This is a genomic window from Shinella sp. WSC3-e (assembly GCF_945994535.1).
Lineage (GTDB): Bacteria > Pseudomonadota > Alphaproteobacteria > Rhizobiales > Rhizobiaceae > Shinella > Shinella yambaruensis.
The window spans coordinates 940,818-958,860 of the sequence record NZ_OZ000530.1; the positions used below are offsets into that span (position 1 = coordinate 940,818).

15 protein-coding genes are annotated in these 18,043 nt (G+C 64.1%); all 15 read left to right on the top strand.

Going from position 1 to position 18,043, the window contains the following annotated elements; translation table 11 throughout:
- Nucleotides 1-11 precede the first annotated feature (11 nt).
- The 15 genes from nuoF (at nt 12) to AABF56_RS04820 (ending at nt 18,034) form a co-directional block, all read left to right on the top strand.
- Entirely contained in the window at nt 12-1,316 is a 1,305-nt protein-coding gene (gene nuoF, locus AABF56_RS04750) for an NADH-quinone oxidoreductase subunit NuoF (RefSeq protein ID WP_244765827.1), read from the top strand.
- Nucleotides 1,317-1,320: 4 nt separating this feature from the next.
- Nucleotides 1,321-1,968 (top strand): NADH:ubiquinone oxidoreductase, encoded by a 648-nt coding sequence (locus AABF56_RS04755; protein WP_272805095.1) that lies wholly within the window; start codon nt 1,321-1,323, stop codon nt 1,966-1,968.
- Nucleotides 1,969-2,086: 118 nt separating this feature from the next.
- Nucleotides 2,087-4,165, top strand: coding sequence for an NADH-quinone oxidoreductase subunit NuoG (gene nuoG / locus AABF56_RS04760; RefSeq protein WP_272805096.1), 2,079 nt, complete (start codon nt 2,087-2,089; stop codon nt 4,163-4,165).
- 20 nt (nt 4,166-4,185) lie between these two features.
- The gene (nuoH, locus tag AABF56_RS04765) at nt 4,186-5,232 is read left to right on the top strand and encodes an NADH-quinone oxidoreductase subunit NuoH (protein ID WP_244765824.1); all 1,047 of its coding nucleotides are present in this window, start codon (nt 4,186-4,188) and stop codon (nt 5,230-5,232) included.
- Between the two features lie 36 nt (nt 5,233-5,268).
- Complete coding sequence (nuoI, locus tag AABF56_RS04770; protein WP_023513863.1) at nt 5,269-5,760, top strand: NADH-quinone oxidoreductase subunit NuoI; 492 nt, start codon at nt 5,269-5,271, stop codon at nt 5,758-5,760.
- Between the two features lie 107 nt (nt 5,761-5,867).
- Entirely contained in the window at nt 5,868-6,482 is a 615-nt protein-coding gene (locus AABF56_RS04775; protein ID WP_244765823.1) for an NADH-quinone oxidoreductase subunit J, read from the top strand.
- Between the two features lie 27 nt (nt 6,483-6,509).
- Nucleotides 6,510-6,818: an NADH-quinone oxidoreductase subunit NuoK gene (gene nuoK, locus AABF56_RS04780; RefSeq protein WP_160860343.1), complete on the top strand. Its 309-nt coding sequence runs from the start codon at nt 6,510-6,512 to the stop codon at nt 6,816-6,818.
- A 7-nt stretch (nt 6,819-6,825) separates the two neighbouring features.
- On the top strand, nt 6,826-8,823 hold the full coding sequence (gene nuoL / locus AABF56_RS04785; protein WP_272805097.1) for an NADH-quinone oxidoreductase subunit L: 1,998 nt from the start codon (nt 6,826-6,828) through the stop codon (nt 8,821-8,823).
- Nucleotides 8,823-10,334: an NADH-quinone oxidoreductase subunit M gene (locus AABF56_RS04790; protein ID WP_244765821.1), complete on the top strand. Its 1,512-nt coding sequence runs from the start codon at nt 8,823-8,825 to the stop codon at nt 10,332-10,334. The genes nuoL and AABF56_RS04790 overlap by 1 nt, the downstream gene beginning before the upstream one ends.
- A gap of 17 nt (nt 10,335-10,351) precedes the next feature.
- Entirely contained in the window at nt 10,352-11,794 is a 1,443-nt protein-coding gene (nuoN, locus tag AABF56_RS04795; protein ID WP_272805098.1) for an NADH-quinone oxidoreductase subunit NuoN, read from the top strand.
- Nucleotides 11,791-12,558: a biotin--[acetyl-CoA-carboxylase] ligase gene (locus AABF56_RS04800; RefSeq protein WP_272805099.1), complete on the top strand. Its 768-nt coding sequence runs from the start codon at nt 11,791-11,793 to the stop codon at nt 12,556-12,558. The genes nuoN and AABF56_RS04800 overlap by 4 nt, the downstream gene beginning before the upstream one ends.
- Nucleotides 12,559-12,573: 15 nt before the next feature.
- On the top strand, nt 12,574-14,241 hold the full coding sequence (locus AABF56_RS04805; protein ID WP_272805100.1) for a ribonuclease J: 1,668 nt from the start codon (nt 12,574-12,576) through the stop codon (nt 14,239-14,241).
- 137 nt (nt 14,242-14,378) lie between these two features.
- On the top strand, nt 14,379-14,648 hold the full coding sequence (locus AABF56_RS04810) for a DUF1467 family protein (RefSeq protein ID WP_272805101.1): 270 nt from the start codon (nt 14,379-14,381) through the stop codon (nt 14,646-14,648).
- Nucleotides 14,649-15,361: 713 nt separating this feature from the next.
- The gene (gene proS / locus AABF56_RS04815; protein ID WP_244765816.1) at nt 15,362-16,690 is read left to right on the top strand and encodes a proline--tRNA ligase; all 1,329 of its coding nucleotides are present in this window, start codon (nt 15,362-15,364) and stop codon (nt 16,688-16,690) included.
- A 36-nt stretch (nt 16,691-16,726) separates the two neighbouring features.
- A complete protein-coding gene (locus tag AABF56_RS04820) occupies nt 16,727-18,034 on the top strand; it encodes a lipoprotein-releasing ABC transporter permease subunit (RefSeq protein WP_244765815.1) in 1,308 nt (435 codons plus the stop codon).
- Nucleotides 18,035-18,043 lie beyond the last annotated feature (9 nt).

Below are 18,043 nucleotides of genomic sequence, written 5' to 3' on the forward strand. Positions count from 1 at the left end.
AGGGGTGAAACATGCTTAAGGACCAGGATCGCATCTTCACCAACATCTACGGCACCAAGGACAAGTCGCTGAAGGGCGCCATGGCCCGCGGCCATTGGGACGGCACCAAGCAGCTGCTCGAAAAGGGCCGTGACTGGATCATCAACGAGGTCAAGGCCTCGGGCCTGCGCGGCCGCGGCGGCGCCGGCTTCCCGACCGGCCTCAAGTGGTCCTTCATGCCGAAGGAATCTGACGGCCGCCCGCACTATCTCGTTGTGAACGCCGACGAATCCGAGCCCGGTACCTGCAAGGACCGCGATATCCTGCGCCACGATCCGCACACGCTGATCGAAGGCTGCGTCGTCGCCTCCTTCGCCATGGGCGCGAACGCCGCCTATATCTATGTGCGCGGCGAGTTCATCCGCGAGCGCGAGGCGCTGCAGGCGGCGATCGACGAGTGCTACGACGCCGGCCTTCTCGGCAAGAACAACAAGCTCGGCTACGACATCGACATCTATGTCCACCACGGCGCCGGCGCCTATATCTGCGGCGAGGAGACCGCGCTGCTCGAAAGCCTGGAAGGCAAGAAGGGCCAGCCGCGCCTGAAGCCGCCGTTCCCGGCGAATATGGGCCTCTATGGCTGCCCGACGACGGTCAACAACGTCGAATCGATCGCCGTGACGCCGACCATCCTGCGCCGCGGCGCCAGCTGGTTCTCCTCGTTCGGCCGCCCGAACAATGTCGGCACCAAGCTGTTCATGATGTCCGGCCACGTCAACCGTCCCTGCACGGTCGAGGAGGCCATGGGCATCTCCTTCAAGGAAATGGTCGAAAAGCACGGCGGCGGTATCCGCGGCGGCTGGGACAACCTGCTTGCCGTCATCCCCGGCGGCGCATCCTGCCCGGTCGTCAAGGCCGAGGACATGATGAACGTCACGCTCGACTTCGACGGCCTGCGCGAGGTGAAGTCCTCCTTCGGCACCGGCGGCATGATCATCATGGACCGCTCGACCGACATCATCAAGGCGATCTGGCGCATCTCGGCCTTCTTCAAACACGAGAGCTGCGGCCAGTGCACGCCGTGCCGCGAAGGCACCGGCTGGATGATGCGCGTCATGGAGCGCATGGTGAAGGGCAATGCGCAGAAGCGCGAAATCGACATGCTGTTCGACGTGACGAAGCAGATCGAAGGCCACACGATCTGCGCCCTCGGCGATGCGGCGGCCTGGCCGATCCAAGGCCTCATCCGCAACTTCCGCCCGGAAATCGAGGCACGCATCGACCAGTATACGGCCAACGCCATGGCGCACGGCGCCGTGCTCGAAGCAGCGGAGTAAGACGATGAAGACGCCGGCAGGACAGGATGCGAATGCAACCAGGGTTCAGCCGGCGGAGGCCGGCGGGAACGATCCCTTCGGGCTCGCGCCCTGGCTGCGGGAAATGCCGGACGTGCCGCTGCACCCGCTGATGGCCCATCCGGTGGCGGCGATGGCCGCGACGACCGCGATCGGCTTCGGCATTGCGGGCCAGATGGCCGGTGCGATGCTGGGCCTGATGCAGAGCGCGGCGGAGCGGGCCAAGGTGGTGCTCGACGAGGCCGCGGCGCTGGCGGCGGAGCCGCAGCCGGTGGAGCCGGTCAAGGCGAAGCCGGCGCTGACCGTGGTGCCGAAGGCGGAAAAGCCCGCCGTGGCGAAGACGGTGACGGTGGCGCGCGAGAAAAGTGCGACGCCGAAGGCGGCCGGTGCCAGACAGGCGCGCAAGGTGCCGGCGGCGAAGTCCGCCAAGGCCGATGACCTGAAAGCGATTTCGGGCATCGGGCCGAAGCTGGAGCAGGTGCTGAACGGCATGGGCTTCCGGCGCTATGCCGACATCGTGGGCCTGACGCCCGCCGATGTCGCAAGGATCGAAGCCGAACTCGGTTTCGCAGGGCGCATCGCCCGCGATGGCTGGGTGGAGCAGGCAAAGGCGCTGGCGAAGGGCAGGGGCTGAGACCCCGCCGGAACCGGCAGATGGAACAAGGCCGAAGGGACGGGACCCGGACCTGAGGCTGGACAGAATGGCGCTGGCGAGACGCGGGGCTTTCCCGCGTCAAAAGCGGGATTGAGATATGGCAAAGCTGAAAGTCGACGGAAAAGAAATCGAAGTCCCGGATCACTTCACGCTGCTTCAGGCGTGCGAGGAGGCCGGCGCCGAGGTTCCGCGCTTCTGTTTCCACGAGCGGCTGTCGGTTGCCGGCAACTGCCGCATGTGCCTCGTCGAGGTGAAGGGCGGCCCGCCGAAGCCGGCGGCCTCCTGCGCCATGGGCGTCAGGGACCTGCGCCCCGGCCCGAACGGCGAACCGCCGGAAGTCTTCACGACCACGCCGATGGTCAAGAAGGCACGCGAAGGCGTGATGGAGTTCCTGCTCATCAACCACCCGCTCGATTGCCCGATCTGCGACCAGGGCGGCGAATGCGACCTGCAGGACCAGGCGATGGCCTTCGGCATCGACAGTTCGCGCTACGCGGAGAACAAGCGCGCGGTCGAGGACAAGTATATCGGCCCGCTCGTCAAGACGATCATGAACCGCTGCATCCACTGCACGCGCTGTGTCCGCTTCACGACGGAAGTGGCCGGCATCACCGAGCTCGGCCTGATTGGCCGCGGCGAGGATGCCGAGATCACCACCTATCTCGAACAGGCGATGACCTCCGAGCTGCAGGGCAACGTGGTCGACCTCTGCCCGGTCGGCGCGCTGACCTCCAAGCCCTTCGCCTTCACTGCCCGCCCGTGGGAGCTGAACAAGACCGAATCGATCGACGTCATGGACGCCGTCGGCTCGGCGATCCGCGTCGATACCCGCGGCCGCGAGGTGATGCGCATCCTGCCGCGCGTCAACGAGGAGATCAACGAGGAGTGGATCTCCGACAAGACCCGCTTCATCTGGGACGGCCTGAAGACCCAGCGTCTCGACCGCCCCTATGTCCGCAAGGACGGCCGTCTGCAGCCCGCCAGCTGGGCCGAGGCCTTCGGCGCCATCAAGGCCGCCGTCGCCGGCAAGCCGGGCGACCGCATCGGTGCGATCGCCGGCGACCTCGCCTCCGTCGAGGAAATGTATGCACTGCGCGAGCTGATGGCCTCGCTCGGCTCGAAGAATATCGACTGCCGCCAGGACGGTTCGGTGCTCGATCCGTCGCTCGGCCGTGCCAGCTACCTGTTCAACCCGACCATCGAGGGCATCGAGCAGGCCGACGCGCTGCTCATCGTCGGCGCCAATCCGCGCCTCGAAGCCGCCGTGCTCAACGCCCGCATCCGCAAGCGCTGGCGCATGGACAACTTCCCGATCGGCGTGATCGGCGTCGAGGGCGAGCTGCGCTACGACTACGACTATCTCGGCGCCGGCACGGACACGCTTTCGGCCCTCATCGACGGCTCGCTCTCCTTTGCCGAAAAGCTGAAGAAGGCCGAACGCCCGATGATCATCGTCGGCCAGGGCGCGCTGTCGCGCGCCGATGGTCTCGCCGTTCTCTCGGCCGTCGCGAACCTGGCGGAAAGCGTCGGCGCGGTGACGGCGGACTGGAACGGCCTTGCGGTCCTCCACACCGCGGCCGCGCGCGTCGGCGGCCTCGACCTTGGCTTCGTGCCGGGCGAGGGCGGCAAGACCGCGGCCGAGATGCTGACCGGCACGGACGTGCTCTTCCTGCTTGGCGCGGATGAAATGGACTTTTCCAACAAGACCGCCTTCACGGTCTATATCGGCTCGCACGGCGACAATGCGGCGCATGTCGCCGACGTCATCCTGCCGGGCGCGACCTATACCGAGAAGTCGGGCACCTGGGTCAACACCGAAGGCCGCGTCCAGCTGGGCAACCGCGCCGGCTTCGCGCCGGGCGACGCCCGTGAGGACTGGGCGATCCTGCGTGCGCTGTCCGACGTGCTCGGCAAGAAGCTGCCCTTCGATTCGCTGGTGCAGCTGAGAGCGAAACTCCACGCCGCACACCCGCATTTCGCCGCGATCGACGAGATTGCGGCCGGCGATATCGCCGATCTTTCCGCACTTGCGAAAAAAGGCGGGACGATGGCGAATTCCGGGTTTGCGTCTCCGATCAAAGACTTCTATTTGACGAACCCGATAGCGCGCGCCTCCGCGGTCATGGCCGAATGCTCGGCGCTGGCCCGCAACAATTTCAAAGCCGCGGCGGAATGAGCGCGAAGGGATAAAGCATTATGGACGCTTTCGTTTCGACCTATGTTTGGCCCGGCCTGATCATGGTGGCCCAGTCGCTGCTGCTCCTGGTCGCGCTCCTGGTCTTTATCGCCTACGTGCTTCTGGCCGACCGCAAGATCTGGGCGGCCGTGCAGCTGCGCCGCGGCCCGAACGTCGTCGGCCCCTTCGGCCTGTTCCAGTCCTTCGCCGACCTTCTGAAGTTCGTCTTCAAGGAGCCGGTGATCCCGGCGACGGCCAACAAGGCGATCTTCCTGCTCGCCCCGCTCGTCTCCGTGACGCTGGCGCTCGCCACCTGGGCGGTCGTGCCGCTCAACGACGGCTGGGTGATCGCCAACATCAATGTCGGCATCCTCTACATCTTCGCGATCTCCTCGCTCGAAGTCTACGGCATCATCATGGGCGGCTGGGCTTCGAACTCGAAGTATCCGTTCCTCGGCGCGCTGCGCTCCGCCGCGCAGATGGTCTCCTATGAAGTCTCCATCGGCTTCGTCATCGTCACGGTGCTGCTCTGCGTCGGCTCGCTGAACCTGACGGATATCGTCAATTCGCAGCGCGACGGCCTCGGCACGATGATCGGCCTGCCGGGTTCTTTCCTGGATTGGCACTGGCTGGCGCTGTTCCCGATGTTCGTGGTGTTCTTCATCTCGGCGCTCGCCGAGACGAACCGCCCGCCCTTCGACCTGCCGGAAGCCGAATCCGAACTCGTCGCCGGCTTCATGGTCGAATACGGCTCCACCCCGTACATGATGTTCATGCTCGGCGAATATGCCGCCATCTGCCTGATGTGCGCGCTGACCACGATCCTCTTCCTCGGCGGCTGGCTGCCCCCGGTCGATGTCTGGTTCCTCAACTGGGTCCCGGGCATCATCTGGTTCGTCCTGAAGGCGTCCTTCGTCTTCTTCATGTTCGCGATGGTGAAGGCCTTCGTGCCGCGCTACCGCTACGACCAGCTCATGCGTCTCGGCTGGAAGGTCTTCCTGCCGATCTCGCTCGCCATGGTCGTCATCGTTGCATTCGTGCTGAAGCTCACGGGCTGGTCCGCATGAGGACCGCCCTGACCCTCAGCAGCATTGGAGCTTGAAATGGCTAGTCTTTCGCAAGCCGTAAATTCGCTGTTCCTCAAGGAATTCGTCGGGGCGTTCTTCCTGTCGATGCGCTACTTCTTCCGCCCCAAGGCGACGGTGAACTATCCCTTCGAAAAGGGCCCGGTCTCCCCGCGCTTCCGCGGCGAGCATGCGCTGCGCCGCTACCCGAACGGCGAGGAACGCTGCATCGCCTGCAAGCTGTGCGAAGCCATCTGTCCGGCTCAGGCCATCACCATCGAGGCCGGCCCCCGCCGCAACGACGGCACGCGCCGCACGGTGCGTTACGACATCGACATGGTGAAGTGCATCTATTGCGGCTTCTGCCAGGAGGCCTGCCCGGTCGACGCCATCGTTGAGGGGCCCAACTTCGAGTTCTCGACGGAAACGCGCGAAGAACTTTATTACGACAAGCAGAAGCTGCTCGAGAACGGCGATCGCTGGGAGCGGGAAATCGCCCGCAACATCGCGATGGACTCGCCCTACCGCTGATAGCCGGCGCAAGGGTAAAACGAAATGCATGTGCCTGACGGCATAAGGTCGTCAGGCTTCGACGGGGGAGGGGGGACCTCCTCCGGGGAAGACGAAAAGGCACCAAAATGGGTCTGCAGGCTCTATTCTTCTATCTGTTCGCCTTCGTGGCGGTGGCGTCCGCCTTCATGGTGATCGCGTCGAGGAACCCGGTCTATTCCGTGCTGTTCCTGATCCTCACCTTCTTCAATTCGGCGGGCCTCTTCCTCCTGACGGGCGCCGAGTTCCTGGCGATGATCCTGCTGGTCGTCTATGTTGGCGCCGTTGCGGTTCTCTTCCTCTTCGTCGTGATGATGCTCGACATCGATTTCGCCGAACTCAGGGCAGGCGCGCTGGAATATGCTCCGGTGGGCGCACTGATCGGCCTCATCCTTGCGATCGAGCTCGTGGTCGTCGTCGGCGGCTCGACGCTCTCGCCGGAGATCGCCGCCAATGCCTCGATGCCGATCCCGCCGGTCGCCGAGCGTACCAACACGGCCGCCCTCGGCGACGTGCTCTATACGCACTACGTCTATTTCTTCCAGATCGCCGGCCTCGTGCTGCTCGTCGCCATGATCGGCGCGATCGTGCTGACGCTGCGTCACAAGCCGCATATCAAGCGCCAGGATATCCCGACGCAGGTCGCCCGCACGCCGGAGACCGCCGTCGAGGTGGTCAAGGTGAAGCCCGGTCAGGGCATCTGAGGCAGCGCGGACCCAAGGAAAAGCATCATGGAAATCGGTATTTCCCACTATCTCACCGTCAGCGCCATACTCTTCACCCTCGGCGTCTTCGGCATCTTCCTCAACCGGAAGAACGTCATCGTCATCCTGATGTCGATCGAATTGATCCTGCTTGCGGTCAACATCAACATGGTCGCCTTCTCGGCGTTCCTGAACGACATCGTCGGCCAGGTCTTCGCGCTGTTCATTCTGACCGTCGCGGCTGCGGAAGCGGCCATCGGTCTTGCAATTCTCGTCGTCTTCTACCGCAACCGCGGTTCGATCGCCGTCGAAGACGTCAATATGATGAAGGGCTGATCGGGTCATGGATACCATCATCAAGGTAATCGTCTTCCTTCCGCTGATCGGCTTCCTGATCGCCGGCATCGGCGGCAATGCCATCGGCGCCAAGGCGTCCGAATACGTCACGTCCGGCTTCATGATCATCGCCGCGGTGCTGTCGTGGATCGTCTTCTTCGACGTCGCCATGGGCGAGACGGAGATGATCAAGGTCAGCGTGCTGCGCTGGATCCAGTCCGGCGGCTTCGATGTCAAATGGGCGTTCCGCGTCGATACGCTGACGGCCGTCATGCTCGTCGTCGTGAACTCCGTCTCGACGCTGGTGCACGTCTACTCGATCGGCTACATGCACCACGATCCGCACCGGCCGCGCTTCTTCGCGTATCTGTCGCTCTTCACCTTCGCCATGCTCATGCTGGTGACGTCCGACAACCTCCTGCAGATGTTCTTCGGCTGGGAAGGCGTGGGCCTTGCGTCCTACCTGCTCATCGGCTTCTGGTACAAGAAGCCGTCGGCCTGCGCTGCCGCCATGAAGGCCTTCATCGTCAACCGCGTCGGCGACTTCGGCTTCATCCTCGGCATCTCCAGCGTGTTCGTGCTCTTCGGCTCGATCAATCTGGAGACGATCTTCGCGACGGCCGCGACCTACCTGCCGGCCGAAGGCGCCGCGGATGCCGCCGATCCCGTCATCACGCTGTTCGGCATGAGCCTCGACAAGTCGCATGCGCTGACCGCCACCTGCCTGCTGCTCTTCATGGGCGCGATGGGCAAGTCGGCGCAGTTCCTGCTGCACACCTGGCTGCCGGACGCCATGGAAGGCCCGACCCCGGTTTCGGCGCTCATCCATGCCGCGACCATGGTCACCGCCGGCGTCTTCCTCGTCGCCCGCATGTCGCCGCTCTTCGAACTGTCGCATGACGCCCTCGTGGTTGTGACGCTGGTCGGCGCCATCACCGCCTTCTTCGCGGCGACCGTCGGTCTCGTGCAGAACGACATCAAGCGCGTCATCGCCTATTCGACCTGCTCGCAGCTCGGCTACATGTTCGTCGCGCTCGGTATCGGCGCCTACGGCGCGGCGATCTTCCACCTCTTCACGCACGCCTTCTTCAAGGCGCTCTTGTTCCTCGGCGCGGGCTCCGTGATCCATGCCGTCGATGGCGAGCAGGACATGCGCTACATGGGCGGTCTTCGCAAGCACATCCCGGTCACCTTCTGGATGATGACGATCGGCACGCTGGCGCTGACCGGCGTCGGCATCCCGGGCACCGTCATCGGCTTTGCCGGGTTCTTCTCGAAGGACGCGATCATCGAATCGGCCTTCGCCTCGCACAGCCCGGTTGCCGGCTTCGCCTTCGTGCTCCTGGTCATCGCCGCGCTGTTCACCAGCTTCTACTCCTGGCGCCTGGCGTTCATGACCTTCTTCGGCAAGCCGCGTGCCTCCGCCGACGTCATGCACCATGTGCACGAATCGCCGGCCGTCATGCTGGTCCCGCTCTATCTGCTGGCCGCCGGCGCGGTGGTCGCGGGCGTGATCTTCGTGGAGTACTTCTACGGCCATCACTATGACGAGTTCTGGCAGGGCGCGCTCTTCACGCTTCCCGACAACCATCTCGTGCACGAGTTCCACAATGTGCCGAAGTGGGTGAAGTGGAGCCCGTTCGCCGCCATGGCCATCGGCTTCGTCACCGCCTGGTACATGTACATCCGCTCGCCGGAAACGCCGAAATACCTCGCCGAGCAGCACCGCGGCCTCTACCTGTTCCTGCTCAACAAGTGGTATTTCGACGAACTGTACGACTTCATCTTCGTCCGCCCGGCCAAGTGGCTCGGCAAGTTCCTCTGGAAGAAGGGTGACGGCGCCGTCATCGACGGCCTCGGCCCGAACGGCATCGCCGCCCGCGTCGTGGACGTCACGGATCGCGTCGTCCGCCTCCAGACCGGTTACCTCTATCACTACGCATTCGCGATGCTGCTGGGTATTGCGGCACTCGTTACCTGGATGATGCTCGGGAGCTCCCTCTGATGACCGATTGGCCCATTCTTTCAGCGGTCACCTTCCTCCCGCTCGTCGGCGTGGCGCTTCTGCTGCTGACCCGCGAGGACAGCCCGTACGGCCGCCGCAACATCCTGAACGTCGCGCTGCTGACGACGGTCTTCACCTTCGTGCTCTCGCTCTTCATCTGGATCGGCTTCGACAATTCGAACCCCGGCTTCCAGATGGTCGAGAAGGCCGAATGGCTCGGCACCGGCATTTCCTACCATCTCGGCGTCGACGGCATCTCCATGCTGTTCGTCATCCTGTCGACCTTCCTGATGCCGTTCTGCGTGCTCGCAAGCTGGCATTCGGTCGAAAAGCGCCTGCGCGAATACATGATCGCCTTCCTGCTCCTGGAAGTGTTCATGGTCGGCGTCTTCGTCTCGCTCGACATCGTGCTCTTCTACGTCTTCTTCGAGGCGGGCCTCATCCCGATGTTCATCATCATCGGCGTGTGGGGCGGCAAGGATCGCGTCTACGCATCCTACAAGTTCTTCCTCTATACCCTGCTCGGCTCGGTGCTGATGCTGCTCGCCATCATGGCGATGTACTGGCAGGCCGGCACGACCGACATCACGGAACTACTCGCCTACAACTTCCCGGCCCACATGCAGACTTGGCTGTGGCTCGCCTTCTTCGCCTCCTTCGCGGTGAAGATGCCGATGTGGCCGGTGCACACCTGGCTTCCCGACGCGCACGTCCAGGCGCCGACGGCAGGCTCCGTCATCCTGGCGGGCGTGCTCCTGAAGCTCGGCGGCTACGGTTTCATCCGCTTCTCGCTCGCCATGTTCCCGCTTGCCTCCGACTATTTCGCGCCCTTCGTCTTCGCGCTGTCGGTCATCGCCATCATCTACACCTCGCTGGTCGCGATGATGCAGGACGACATCAAGAAGCTGATCGCCTATTCGTCGGTCGCCCACATGGGCTACGTGACCATGGGCATCTTCGCGGCGAATGCTCAGGGGTTGCAGGGCGCCATCTTCCAGATGCTGTCGCACGGCATCGTCTCGGGCGCGCTCTTCCTCTGCGTCGGCGTCGTCTATGACCGGCTGCACACCCGCGAGATCGCGGCCTATGGCGGCCTCGTCAACAACATGCCGAAATACGCCGTCGCCTTCATGATCTTCACCATGGCGAATGTCGGCCTTCCGGGCACCTCGGGCTTCGTCGGCGAGTTCATGACGCTGATCGGCGTCTTCCGCGCCAACACCTGGGTCGCGCTCTTCGCCACGACCGGCGTCATCCTTTCGGCCTCCTATGCCCTCTGGCTCTACCGCCGGGTGATCTTCGGCGCGCTGGAGAAGGAAAGCCTGAAGTCGCTGCTCGATCTCGACATGCGCGAGAAGCTGCTGCTCTATCCGCTCCTGATCCTGACGATCTTCTACGGTGTCTATCCGGCGCCGGTATTCGATGCGACGGCGGCTTCGGTCGACGCGCTGCTCAATAACTACTCCGCGGCTCTGCAGGCGGCGCAATCCGTTGCGCTTTCGGCGAACTGACGACGGGACTCGAAGACATGACCGCTGATACGATCCTTGCCAGCCTTCAACTCTCGACCCCCGAGATCATTCTTGCCGTCGGCGCCCTGGCCCTTTTGATGGTCGGCGTGTTTTCCGGCGAACGCTCGGGCACGACCGTCACGGGGCTTGCCGTCGCGCTGCTCATCATCTCCGGCCTCTGGCTCGTGCTCGCCACGGGCGAGGGCCAGGCCTATGGCGGCGCCTTCGTCTCCGATCCCTTCGCCAAGTTCATGAAGGTGCTGGCGCTGATCGGCTCGATCACCGCCATGGTGATGACCGTCGGCCACGCCCGTTCGGAGCAGCTCGACCGCTTCGAATTCCCGGTCCTCATCGTGCTGTCGACGCTCGGCATGCTGCTGATGATCTCCGCCAACAGCCTTCTGTCGCTCTACCTCGCGCTGGAACTCCAGTCGCTGGCGCTCTACGTCGTCGCCGCGATCAACCGCGACAGCCTGCGCTCGACGGAAGCGGGCCTCAAATATTTCGTGCTCGGCGCGCTGTCCTCGGGCATGCTGCTCTACGGCATGTCGCTGGTCTACGGCTTCACCGGACATATCGGCTTCCAGGAGATCGCCGCGGCGCTGACGGCCGAAGGCCGCTCGCTCGGCCTCGTCTTCGGCCTGGTGTTCATCCTTGCAGGCCTTGCCTTCAAGATCTCGGCCGTGCCGTTCCACATGTGGACGCCGGACGTCTATGAGGGTGCGCCGACCCCGGTGACGGCCTTCTTCGCCGCCGCCCCGAAGGTCGCCGCCATGGCCATGCTGGTGCGCATCGTCATCGATGCCTTCGAGCCGGTCGTCGCCGACTGGCAGCAGGTCGTCGTCTTCATCGCGATCGCCTCCATGCTGCTCGGCGCCTTCGCCGCCATCGGCCAGCGCAACATCAAGCGCCTGATGGCCTATTCCTCGATCGGCCATATGGGCTATGCGCTGGTCGGCCTTGCCGCCGGCTCGATGGCGGGCGTGCGCGGCGTCGCGCTCTATATGCTCATCTACATGGTCATGACGCTCGGCACCTTCGCGATCATCCTCGCCATGCGCCGCAAGGAAGGCGGCAATGTCGAGGACATCAACGACCTTGCCGGCCTCTCCTCGACCAATCCGTTCATGGCGACCGTGCTGACGATCCTGATGTTCTCGCTCGCCGGCATCCCGCCGATGGCAGGCTTCTTCGCCAAGTACTTCGTCTTCATGGCCGCCATCGAGGCGCATCTCTATGCGCTCGCCATCATCGGCGTGCTCGCCTCGGTCGTCGGCGCCTACTACTACCTGCGCATCATCAAGGTGATGTGGTTCGACGAGCCGACGGGTGAGTTCGCCCGTACGGCCGGCGAACTGAAGCTGGTCTTCGGTCTCTCCGGCCTGTTCGTCGTCGGTTACGTGCTGATCGGCGGGCCGATCGGCGCAGCGGCCGAAGCCGCCGCCCGGACCTTCTTTTGAGCAGGTCCGGCACGCACCGCCGGTTGTCGCTCGACGACTTCCGGCACGAGGCGCTCGCCGACGTGGGCTCGACCAATACGGAATGCCTGGAGCGCGCCCGAAAGGGCGCGCTTTCGGGTCTCTGGATCACGGCGGAGCGGCAGACGGGCGGACGCGGCCGGCGCGGGCGCGCCTGGTTTTCCGAACCGGGCAACCTCTACGCCTCGCTGCTCCTGATCGATCCGGCGCCGATGGACCGGCTCGGCTCCCTGCCGCTCGCCGTCGCGGTCGCGGTGCAGGATGCGGTGAGCCGCATCCTGCCGCCCGATGCGCCCGACGTGCTGATCAAGTGGCCGAACGACATCCTCGTCGACCGCCGCAAGGTCTGCGGCATCCTGATCGAGGGCGAGACGCTTTCCGACGGGCGCCATGGGCTGGTCATCGGCATCGGCATCAATGTCGCCGTGGCGCCCGACGCCGGGCTCTATCCCGTCGCGACGCTGCGTGATTTCGGTGCGGCCGCTTCTCCCGAGGAATTGTTCGCCTATCTCTTCCAGTCGATGGCGGAAACGCTGTCGCTTTGGGACGGCGGACGCGGGATTTCAGCCATCATGGAGCGCTGGAAACGGGTGGCGGGCGGCATCGGGGAAAACATCACGGTCAATCTGCCCGACCGTTCTATTTCCGGGCGCTTTTCCGGAATAGATGATACAGGTCTCCTGAAACTGGAGACGGATGACGGCGGCACGCGGTTGATCGCGGCCGGCGACGTGTTTTTTGGATAGGAATTTTAAAAGCCGATGGCAAAAGAAGACGAACTGGTATTCCTGCCGCTTGGCGGCGTCGGCGAAATCGGCATGAACCTGGCGCTCTACGGCTACGGCCCGAAGAAGAACCGCCAGTGGATCATGGTCGATTGCGGCGTCACCTTCCCGGGGCCGGACCTGCCGGGGGTCGATCTCGTGCTGCCCGATATCCGCTTCCTCGCCGAGGAGCGCAAGAACCTCAAGGGCATCATCATCACCCATGCGCACGAGGACCATTACGGTGCGCTGAACGAGCTGTGGCCCGGCCTCAACGTGCCGGTCTATGCCTCGCCCTTCACCGCCGGCATGCTGGAGGCGAAACGCGACTACGAGAAGAGCCGCACCGAGATTCCGGTGACGATCTTCAAGCAGGGCGACCGCATCAATGTCGGCCCGTTCGAGATCGAGGCGATCGGCGTCAACCACTCCATTCCCGAGCCGATGTCGCTGGCGATCAGGACGCCGCTTGGCACGGTCATCCACACCGGCGACTGGAAGATCGACCTCGATCCGTCGCTCGGGCCGCTGACCGACGAGACCCGCTTCCGCAAGCTCGGCGACGAGGGCGTGCTGGCGCTGATCTGCGACAGCACCAATGCGGTACGCGACGGCGTCTCGCCCTCCGAGCGCGAGGTATCGGAGAGCCTGACGAAGATCATCGAGGCCGCCGAGGGCCGGGTGGGCATCACCACCTTCTCCTCCAATGTCGGCCGCATCCGCTCCATCGCCCAGGCCGCCGAGGCCGCCGGCCGCGAGGTGCTGCTGCTCGGCAGCTCGATGAAGCGCGTCACCGAGGTGGCGCGCGACATCGGCCTGATGGAGGGTCTGAAGCCCTTCATCGCCGAGGACGAGTTCGGCTATATCCCGCGCGACAAGGTCGTCGTCATCCTGACCGGCAGCCAGGGCGAGCCGCGGGCCGCGCTCGCGAAGATCGCCCGCGACGAGATGCGCAATGTCGCCTTCACCGACGGCGACACGATCATCTTCTCCTCGCGCGCCATCCCGGGCAACGAGAAGGCGATCAACGATATCAAGAACGGCCTGGTCGAGCAGGGCATCAACGTCATCACCGACAGCGAGGCGCTGGTGCACGTTTCCGGCCACCCGCGCCGCCACGAATTGCAGCAGATGTACGGCTGGACGCGCCCGAAGATGGTCGTGCCCGTCCATGGCGAGGCGGTGCATCTCACCGCCCATGCCGAGCTTGCCGAGCAGTCCGGCATCGCCGCGGTGCCGCGCGTGCGCAACGGCGATATCCTGAAGCTCGCTCCCGGCGAGCCGGAGGTCGTCGACCACGCCCCCTTCGGCCGCATCTTCAAGGATGGCAACCTCATCGGCGACTATGACGAGATGGGCATCGGCGACCGCCGCAAGCTCGCCTTCGTCGGCCATGTCGCCGTCAGCGTCCTGCTCGACAGCCGCTATGATTTCATGGGCGATCCCGAGGTCGAGCCTTTCGGCCTGCCGCAGTTCGACGACGAGGGCGAGGACATGGGCGATACGCTCTATGACGCCGTGCTCGGCGCCGTCGAGAGCATCCCGCGCGCGCGCCGCAAGGACCTGGAGATGGTGCGCGAGGCCGTGCGCCGCGCCGTGCGCTCCACCGCCAACGAGATCTGGGGCAAGAAGCCCGTCGTCACCGTGTTCCTGACGAAGGTCTGACGGGACGCACGAAAGCCCTTCGTCCTGCCGGCGGGATGAGGGGCGGGCGGCAGGGGTGTGACAGCACGCCGCCTTCGCGCCGTTTGAACTTCATCCGCGACAGGCGTACAAGACCGGCTGTCGCACGAGGGCCGTCCATGCAGAGCTTCTCTTATTTCGCCGTCTATTTCATCGTCTGGTGGATGACGCTGTTCGCCGTGCTTCCCTTCGGGCTGAAGACGCAGGCCGAGGCGGAGGACGTGGTGCCTGGCACGGTGGAGAGCGCGCCTGCGCGCTTCCGCGGCGGACGTGTCGTGCTCATGACGACGCTCATCTCCGCCATCATCTACGGCATCTGGTACGTCCTGTCGGTGCGCCTCGGCTACGGCATAGATTCCATCCCGCAGTTCATGCCCGATTTCAAATGAGCGGCTGCCCAAAAGGTTAACGGCCACTTGAGGCCGGGAGCAAGCCATTCCAACCGTTCCGGGCCGCTCCGGAAAGTCTTTCCTTGATCATCGAGGCGAATGCACGTGAAAGAGGCGGGCCGAACGTTCCGTTGCCTCCGGGAAAGGCGCATTCCGCCGGATTGGCTTCACCCTACGTGAGGCGGAGTGTCGCGGGAGCGGCCGGTGCGCGCCTTTGCCGCATGGACTTTGCAGGCAAATCGGTCTCGCGGAGGCTGTTTCTGCAAAAGGCAAAAAAAAACAAGGCTGAAAGCCTTGTTTTGCAGGTATCGCGTGATCTTTATCCGTTGTGCGGTGGCAGCGTCTACGCGCGCCAAAGATCTGATCCTCCCAAGACTTGACCGCGAAATTGGCAGGAATTTGCACTTCTTGCCTGTTTTGTGGCCTGAAACTAGCCCAAACGTTAGGCGTTGTCATCCGGTTTTTTTGCATTTTTGTTACACTGGAATAAAATTTTTCCATTGACAAAGCCTGCGCAATTTCCGTTATTGGCGGCCCCATTTTTCTGCCACATTTGGCGAGGCCATCCGGGCGGTGGACAGTGCGCCGACTCGGCGCTCCGCCGCGGGCTGCCGGGTTCCCTTCCGGTGGCGAAGCGTTTATGAACGCATCAAAATCAACGTCATTTTGCCCGATTCCCGAAATAGGGCGGATCAGTCACTCCGGAACCCGATATGCGCCTTTCCCGCTTCTTCCTGCCCATCCTCAAGGAAAATCCCAAGGAGGCCGAGATCGTCTCTCACCGGCTCATGCTGCGTGCGGGCATGATCAAGCAGCAGTCCCAGGGCATCTATACCTGGCTGCCGCTGGGCAAGCGGGTTCTCGACAAGGTGAACGCCATCATCCGCGAGGAGCAGAACCGCTCCGGCGCCGTCGAGCTTCTGATGCCGACGCTGCAATCGGCCGAGCTCTGGCAGGAAAGCGGCCGCTATGATGCCTATGGCAAGGAGATGCTGCGCATCAAGGACCGCCAGGAGCGCCCGATGCTCTACGGCCCGACCAACGAGGAGATGATCACGGACGTCTTCCGCTCGTTCGTGAAGTCCTACAAGGACCTGCCGCTCAATCTCTACCATATCCAGCTGAAGTTCCGCGACGAGATCCGCCCGCGCTTCGGCACCATGCGCTCGCGCGAATTCCTGATGAAGGACGCCTATTCCTTCGACCTCGACCGCGAGGGCGCCGTGCACGCCTACAACCGCATGTTCGCGGCGTATCTGCGCACCTTCTCGCGCATGGGCCTGCGCGCCATTCCGATGCGCGCCGACACCGGCCCGATCGGCGGCGATCTCAGCCACGAATTCATCATCCTCGCCGATACGGGCGAATCGGAAGTCTTCTGCCACACGGATTTCCTGAATTTCGACATTCCGGCGGAAGACACCAACTTCGAGGATGTCGCCGGCCTGAAGGCGATCTTCGACAAGTGGACCTCTCGCTACGCGGCCACCTCCGAGATGCACGACGCGCCCGCCTTCGAGGCGATCCCGGAAGGTGAGCGCCTGTCGGCCCGGGGCATCGAGGTCGGCCACATCTTCTATTTCGGCACGAAATATTCCGAAGCCATGGGCGCCAAGGTCCAGGGCCCCGACGGCAAGGAGCATACCGTGCATATGGGCTCCTACGGCATCGGCCCGACGCGCCTCGTGCCGGCCATCATAGAAGCCTCGCATGATGAGAACGGCATCATCTGGCCGAAGGCCGTCGCGCCCTTCGAGGCGATCGTCATCAACATGAAGTCGGGCGATGCCGCCTGCGACGCGGCCTGCGAGCAGATCTATGGCGCGCTGCTGAAGGCCGGCGTCGACGTGCTCTACGACGATAAGGACGAGCGCGCCGGCGCGAAATTCGCGACCGCCGACCTCATCGGCGCGCCGGTGCAGGTCATTGCCGGTCCGCGCGGCATCGCGAACGGCGAGGTCGAGATCAAGGATCGCAAGACCGGCGAACGCGAGACGCTGACCATCGAGGCGGCGATCAACCGCCTGACGTCCGGCATTTGATGCGGCGCAGCGGCGCCGGCGGCAACGGGGGAAATCATGGCTGACGCAGCGAGCGGTGCATCTGCAACCGAGGCGCAGGCCTTCAACAAGAACCGCCCGTTCTCCGCCTTCGAGCGGATGGTCGCCTGGCGCTACCTGCGCTCCCGGCGCAAGGAAGCCTTCATCTCGGTGATTGCCGGCTTCTCCTTCATCGGCATCATGCTGGGCGTTGCGACGCTCATCATCGTCATGGCCGTCATGAACGGGTTCCGCACCGAGTTGATCTCGCGCATCCTCGGCATCAACGGCCACATGATCGTCCAGCCGATCGACACGCCGCTGAACAACTATGCCCAGCTCGCAGAGCGCCTGTCCGCGGTCCCCGGCGTCACCATGGCCATTCCGCTCGTCGAGGGCCAGACGCTCGCCTCGGGCACGGCAGGCGCCGGCACCGGCGCGCTGGTACGCGGCGTGCGCGCCGACGATCTCGCCAAGATGAAGGCCGTCTCCGACAACATCAAGGAGGGCGATCTCGTCGGGTTCGCCTCCGGCAGCGGCGTCGCCATCGGCTCGCGCATGGCCGAGCAGCTCGGCCTCAGCGCCGGCGGCCAGATCACGCTCGTCGCGCCGGAAGGCGACGTGACGCCGCTCGGCGTCAATCCGCGCGTGAAGACCTACACGGTCTCCGCCATCTTCGAGATCGGCATGTCGGAATACGACGCGTCGATCATCTACATGCCGCTCGAGGAGGCGCAGCTCTATTTCAACGCCGAGGGCGTCGTTCAGTCGATCGAGCTCTTCGTCGCCAATCCCGACGATGTCGACCAGCTGCGCCAGCCGATCGAGGCGGCGGCCGAACGGCAGATCTTCATCACCGACTGGCGCCAGCGCAACCGCACCTTCTTCTCGGCCCTGCAGGTCGAGCGCAACGTCATGTTCATGATCCTGACGCTGATCGTGCTCGTCGCCGCGCTCAACATCATCTCCGGCCTCATCATGCTGGTGAAGGACAAGGGCAGCGACATCGCGATCCTGCGCACCATGGGCGCCACATCAGGCGCCATCATGCGCATCTTCTTCATGACGGGCGCGGCGATCGGCACGGTGGGCACCTTCGCGGGCGTGCTGCTCGGCGTCATCGTCTGCCTCAACGTCGAATCGATCCGCCAGTTCTTCTCCTGGATCTCGGGCACGACGCTGTTCAACCCGGAACTCTATTTCCTCAGCCAGCTGCCGGCCGACATGAATGCCGGCGAGACGATTTCGGTCATCCTCATGGCGCTGGCGCTCTCCTTCCTCGCGACTATCTTCCCTGCCTGGCGCGCCTCCAAGCTCGATCCGGTTCAGGCCCTGCGGTACGAATAGGAACAGAAC

Coding starts and splice junctions, on each gene's coding strand:
- nuoI (WP_023513863.1), top strand. CDS start 5,269: ATGGCTAGTCTTTCGCAAGCCGTAAATTCGCTGTTCCTCAAGGAATTC.
- nuoH (WP_244765824.1), top strand. CDS start 4,186: ATGGACGCTTTCGTTTCGACCTATGTTTGGCCCGGCCTGATCATGGTG.
- nuoN (WP_272805098.1), top strand. CDS start 10,352: ATGACCGCTGATACGATCCTTGCCAGCCTTCAACTCTCGACCCCCGAG.
- AABF56_RS04775 (WP_244765823.1), top strand. CDS start 5,868: ATGGGTCTGCAGGCTCTATTCTTCTATCTGTTCGCCTTCGTGGCGGTG.
- nuoG (WP_272805096.1), top strand. CDS start 2,087: ATGGCAAAGCTGAAAGTCGACGGAAAAGAAATCGAAGTCCCGGATCAC.
- AABF56_RS04820 (WP_244765815.1), top strand. CDS start 16,727: ATGGCTGACGCAGCGAGCGGTGCATCTGCAACCGAGGCGCAGGCCTTC.
- nuoF (WP_244765827.1), top strand. CDS start 12: ATGCTTAAGGACCAGGATCGCATCTTCACCAACATCTACGGCACCAAG.
- proS (WP_244765816.1), top strand. CDS start 15,362: ATGCGCCTTTCCCGCTTCTTCCTGCCCATCCTCAAGGAAAATCCCAAG.
- nuoL (WP_272805097.1), top strand. CDS start 6,826: ATGGATACCATCATCAAGGTAATCGTCTTCCTTCCGCTGATCGGCTTC.
- AABF56_RS04790 (WP_244765821.1), top strand. CDS start 8,823: ATGACCGATTGGCCCATTCTTTCAGCGGTCACCTTCCTCCCGCTCGTC.
- AABF56_RS04805 (WP_272805100.1), top strand. CDS start 12,574: ATGGCAAAAGAAGACGAACTGGTATTCCTGCCGCTTGGCGGCGTCGGC.
- AABF56_RS04755 (WP_272805095.1), top strand. CDS start 1,321: ATGAAGACGCCGGCAGGACAGGATGCGAATGCAACCAGGGTTCAGCCG.
- nuoK (WP_160860343.1), top strand. CDS start 6,510: ATGGAAATCGGTATTTCCCACTATCTCACCGTCAGCGCCATACTCTTC.
- AABF56_RS04810 (WP_272805101.1), top strand. CDS start 14,379: ATGCAGAGCTTCTCTTATTTCGCCGTCTATTTCATCGTCTGGTGGATG.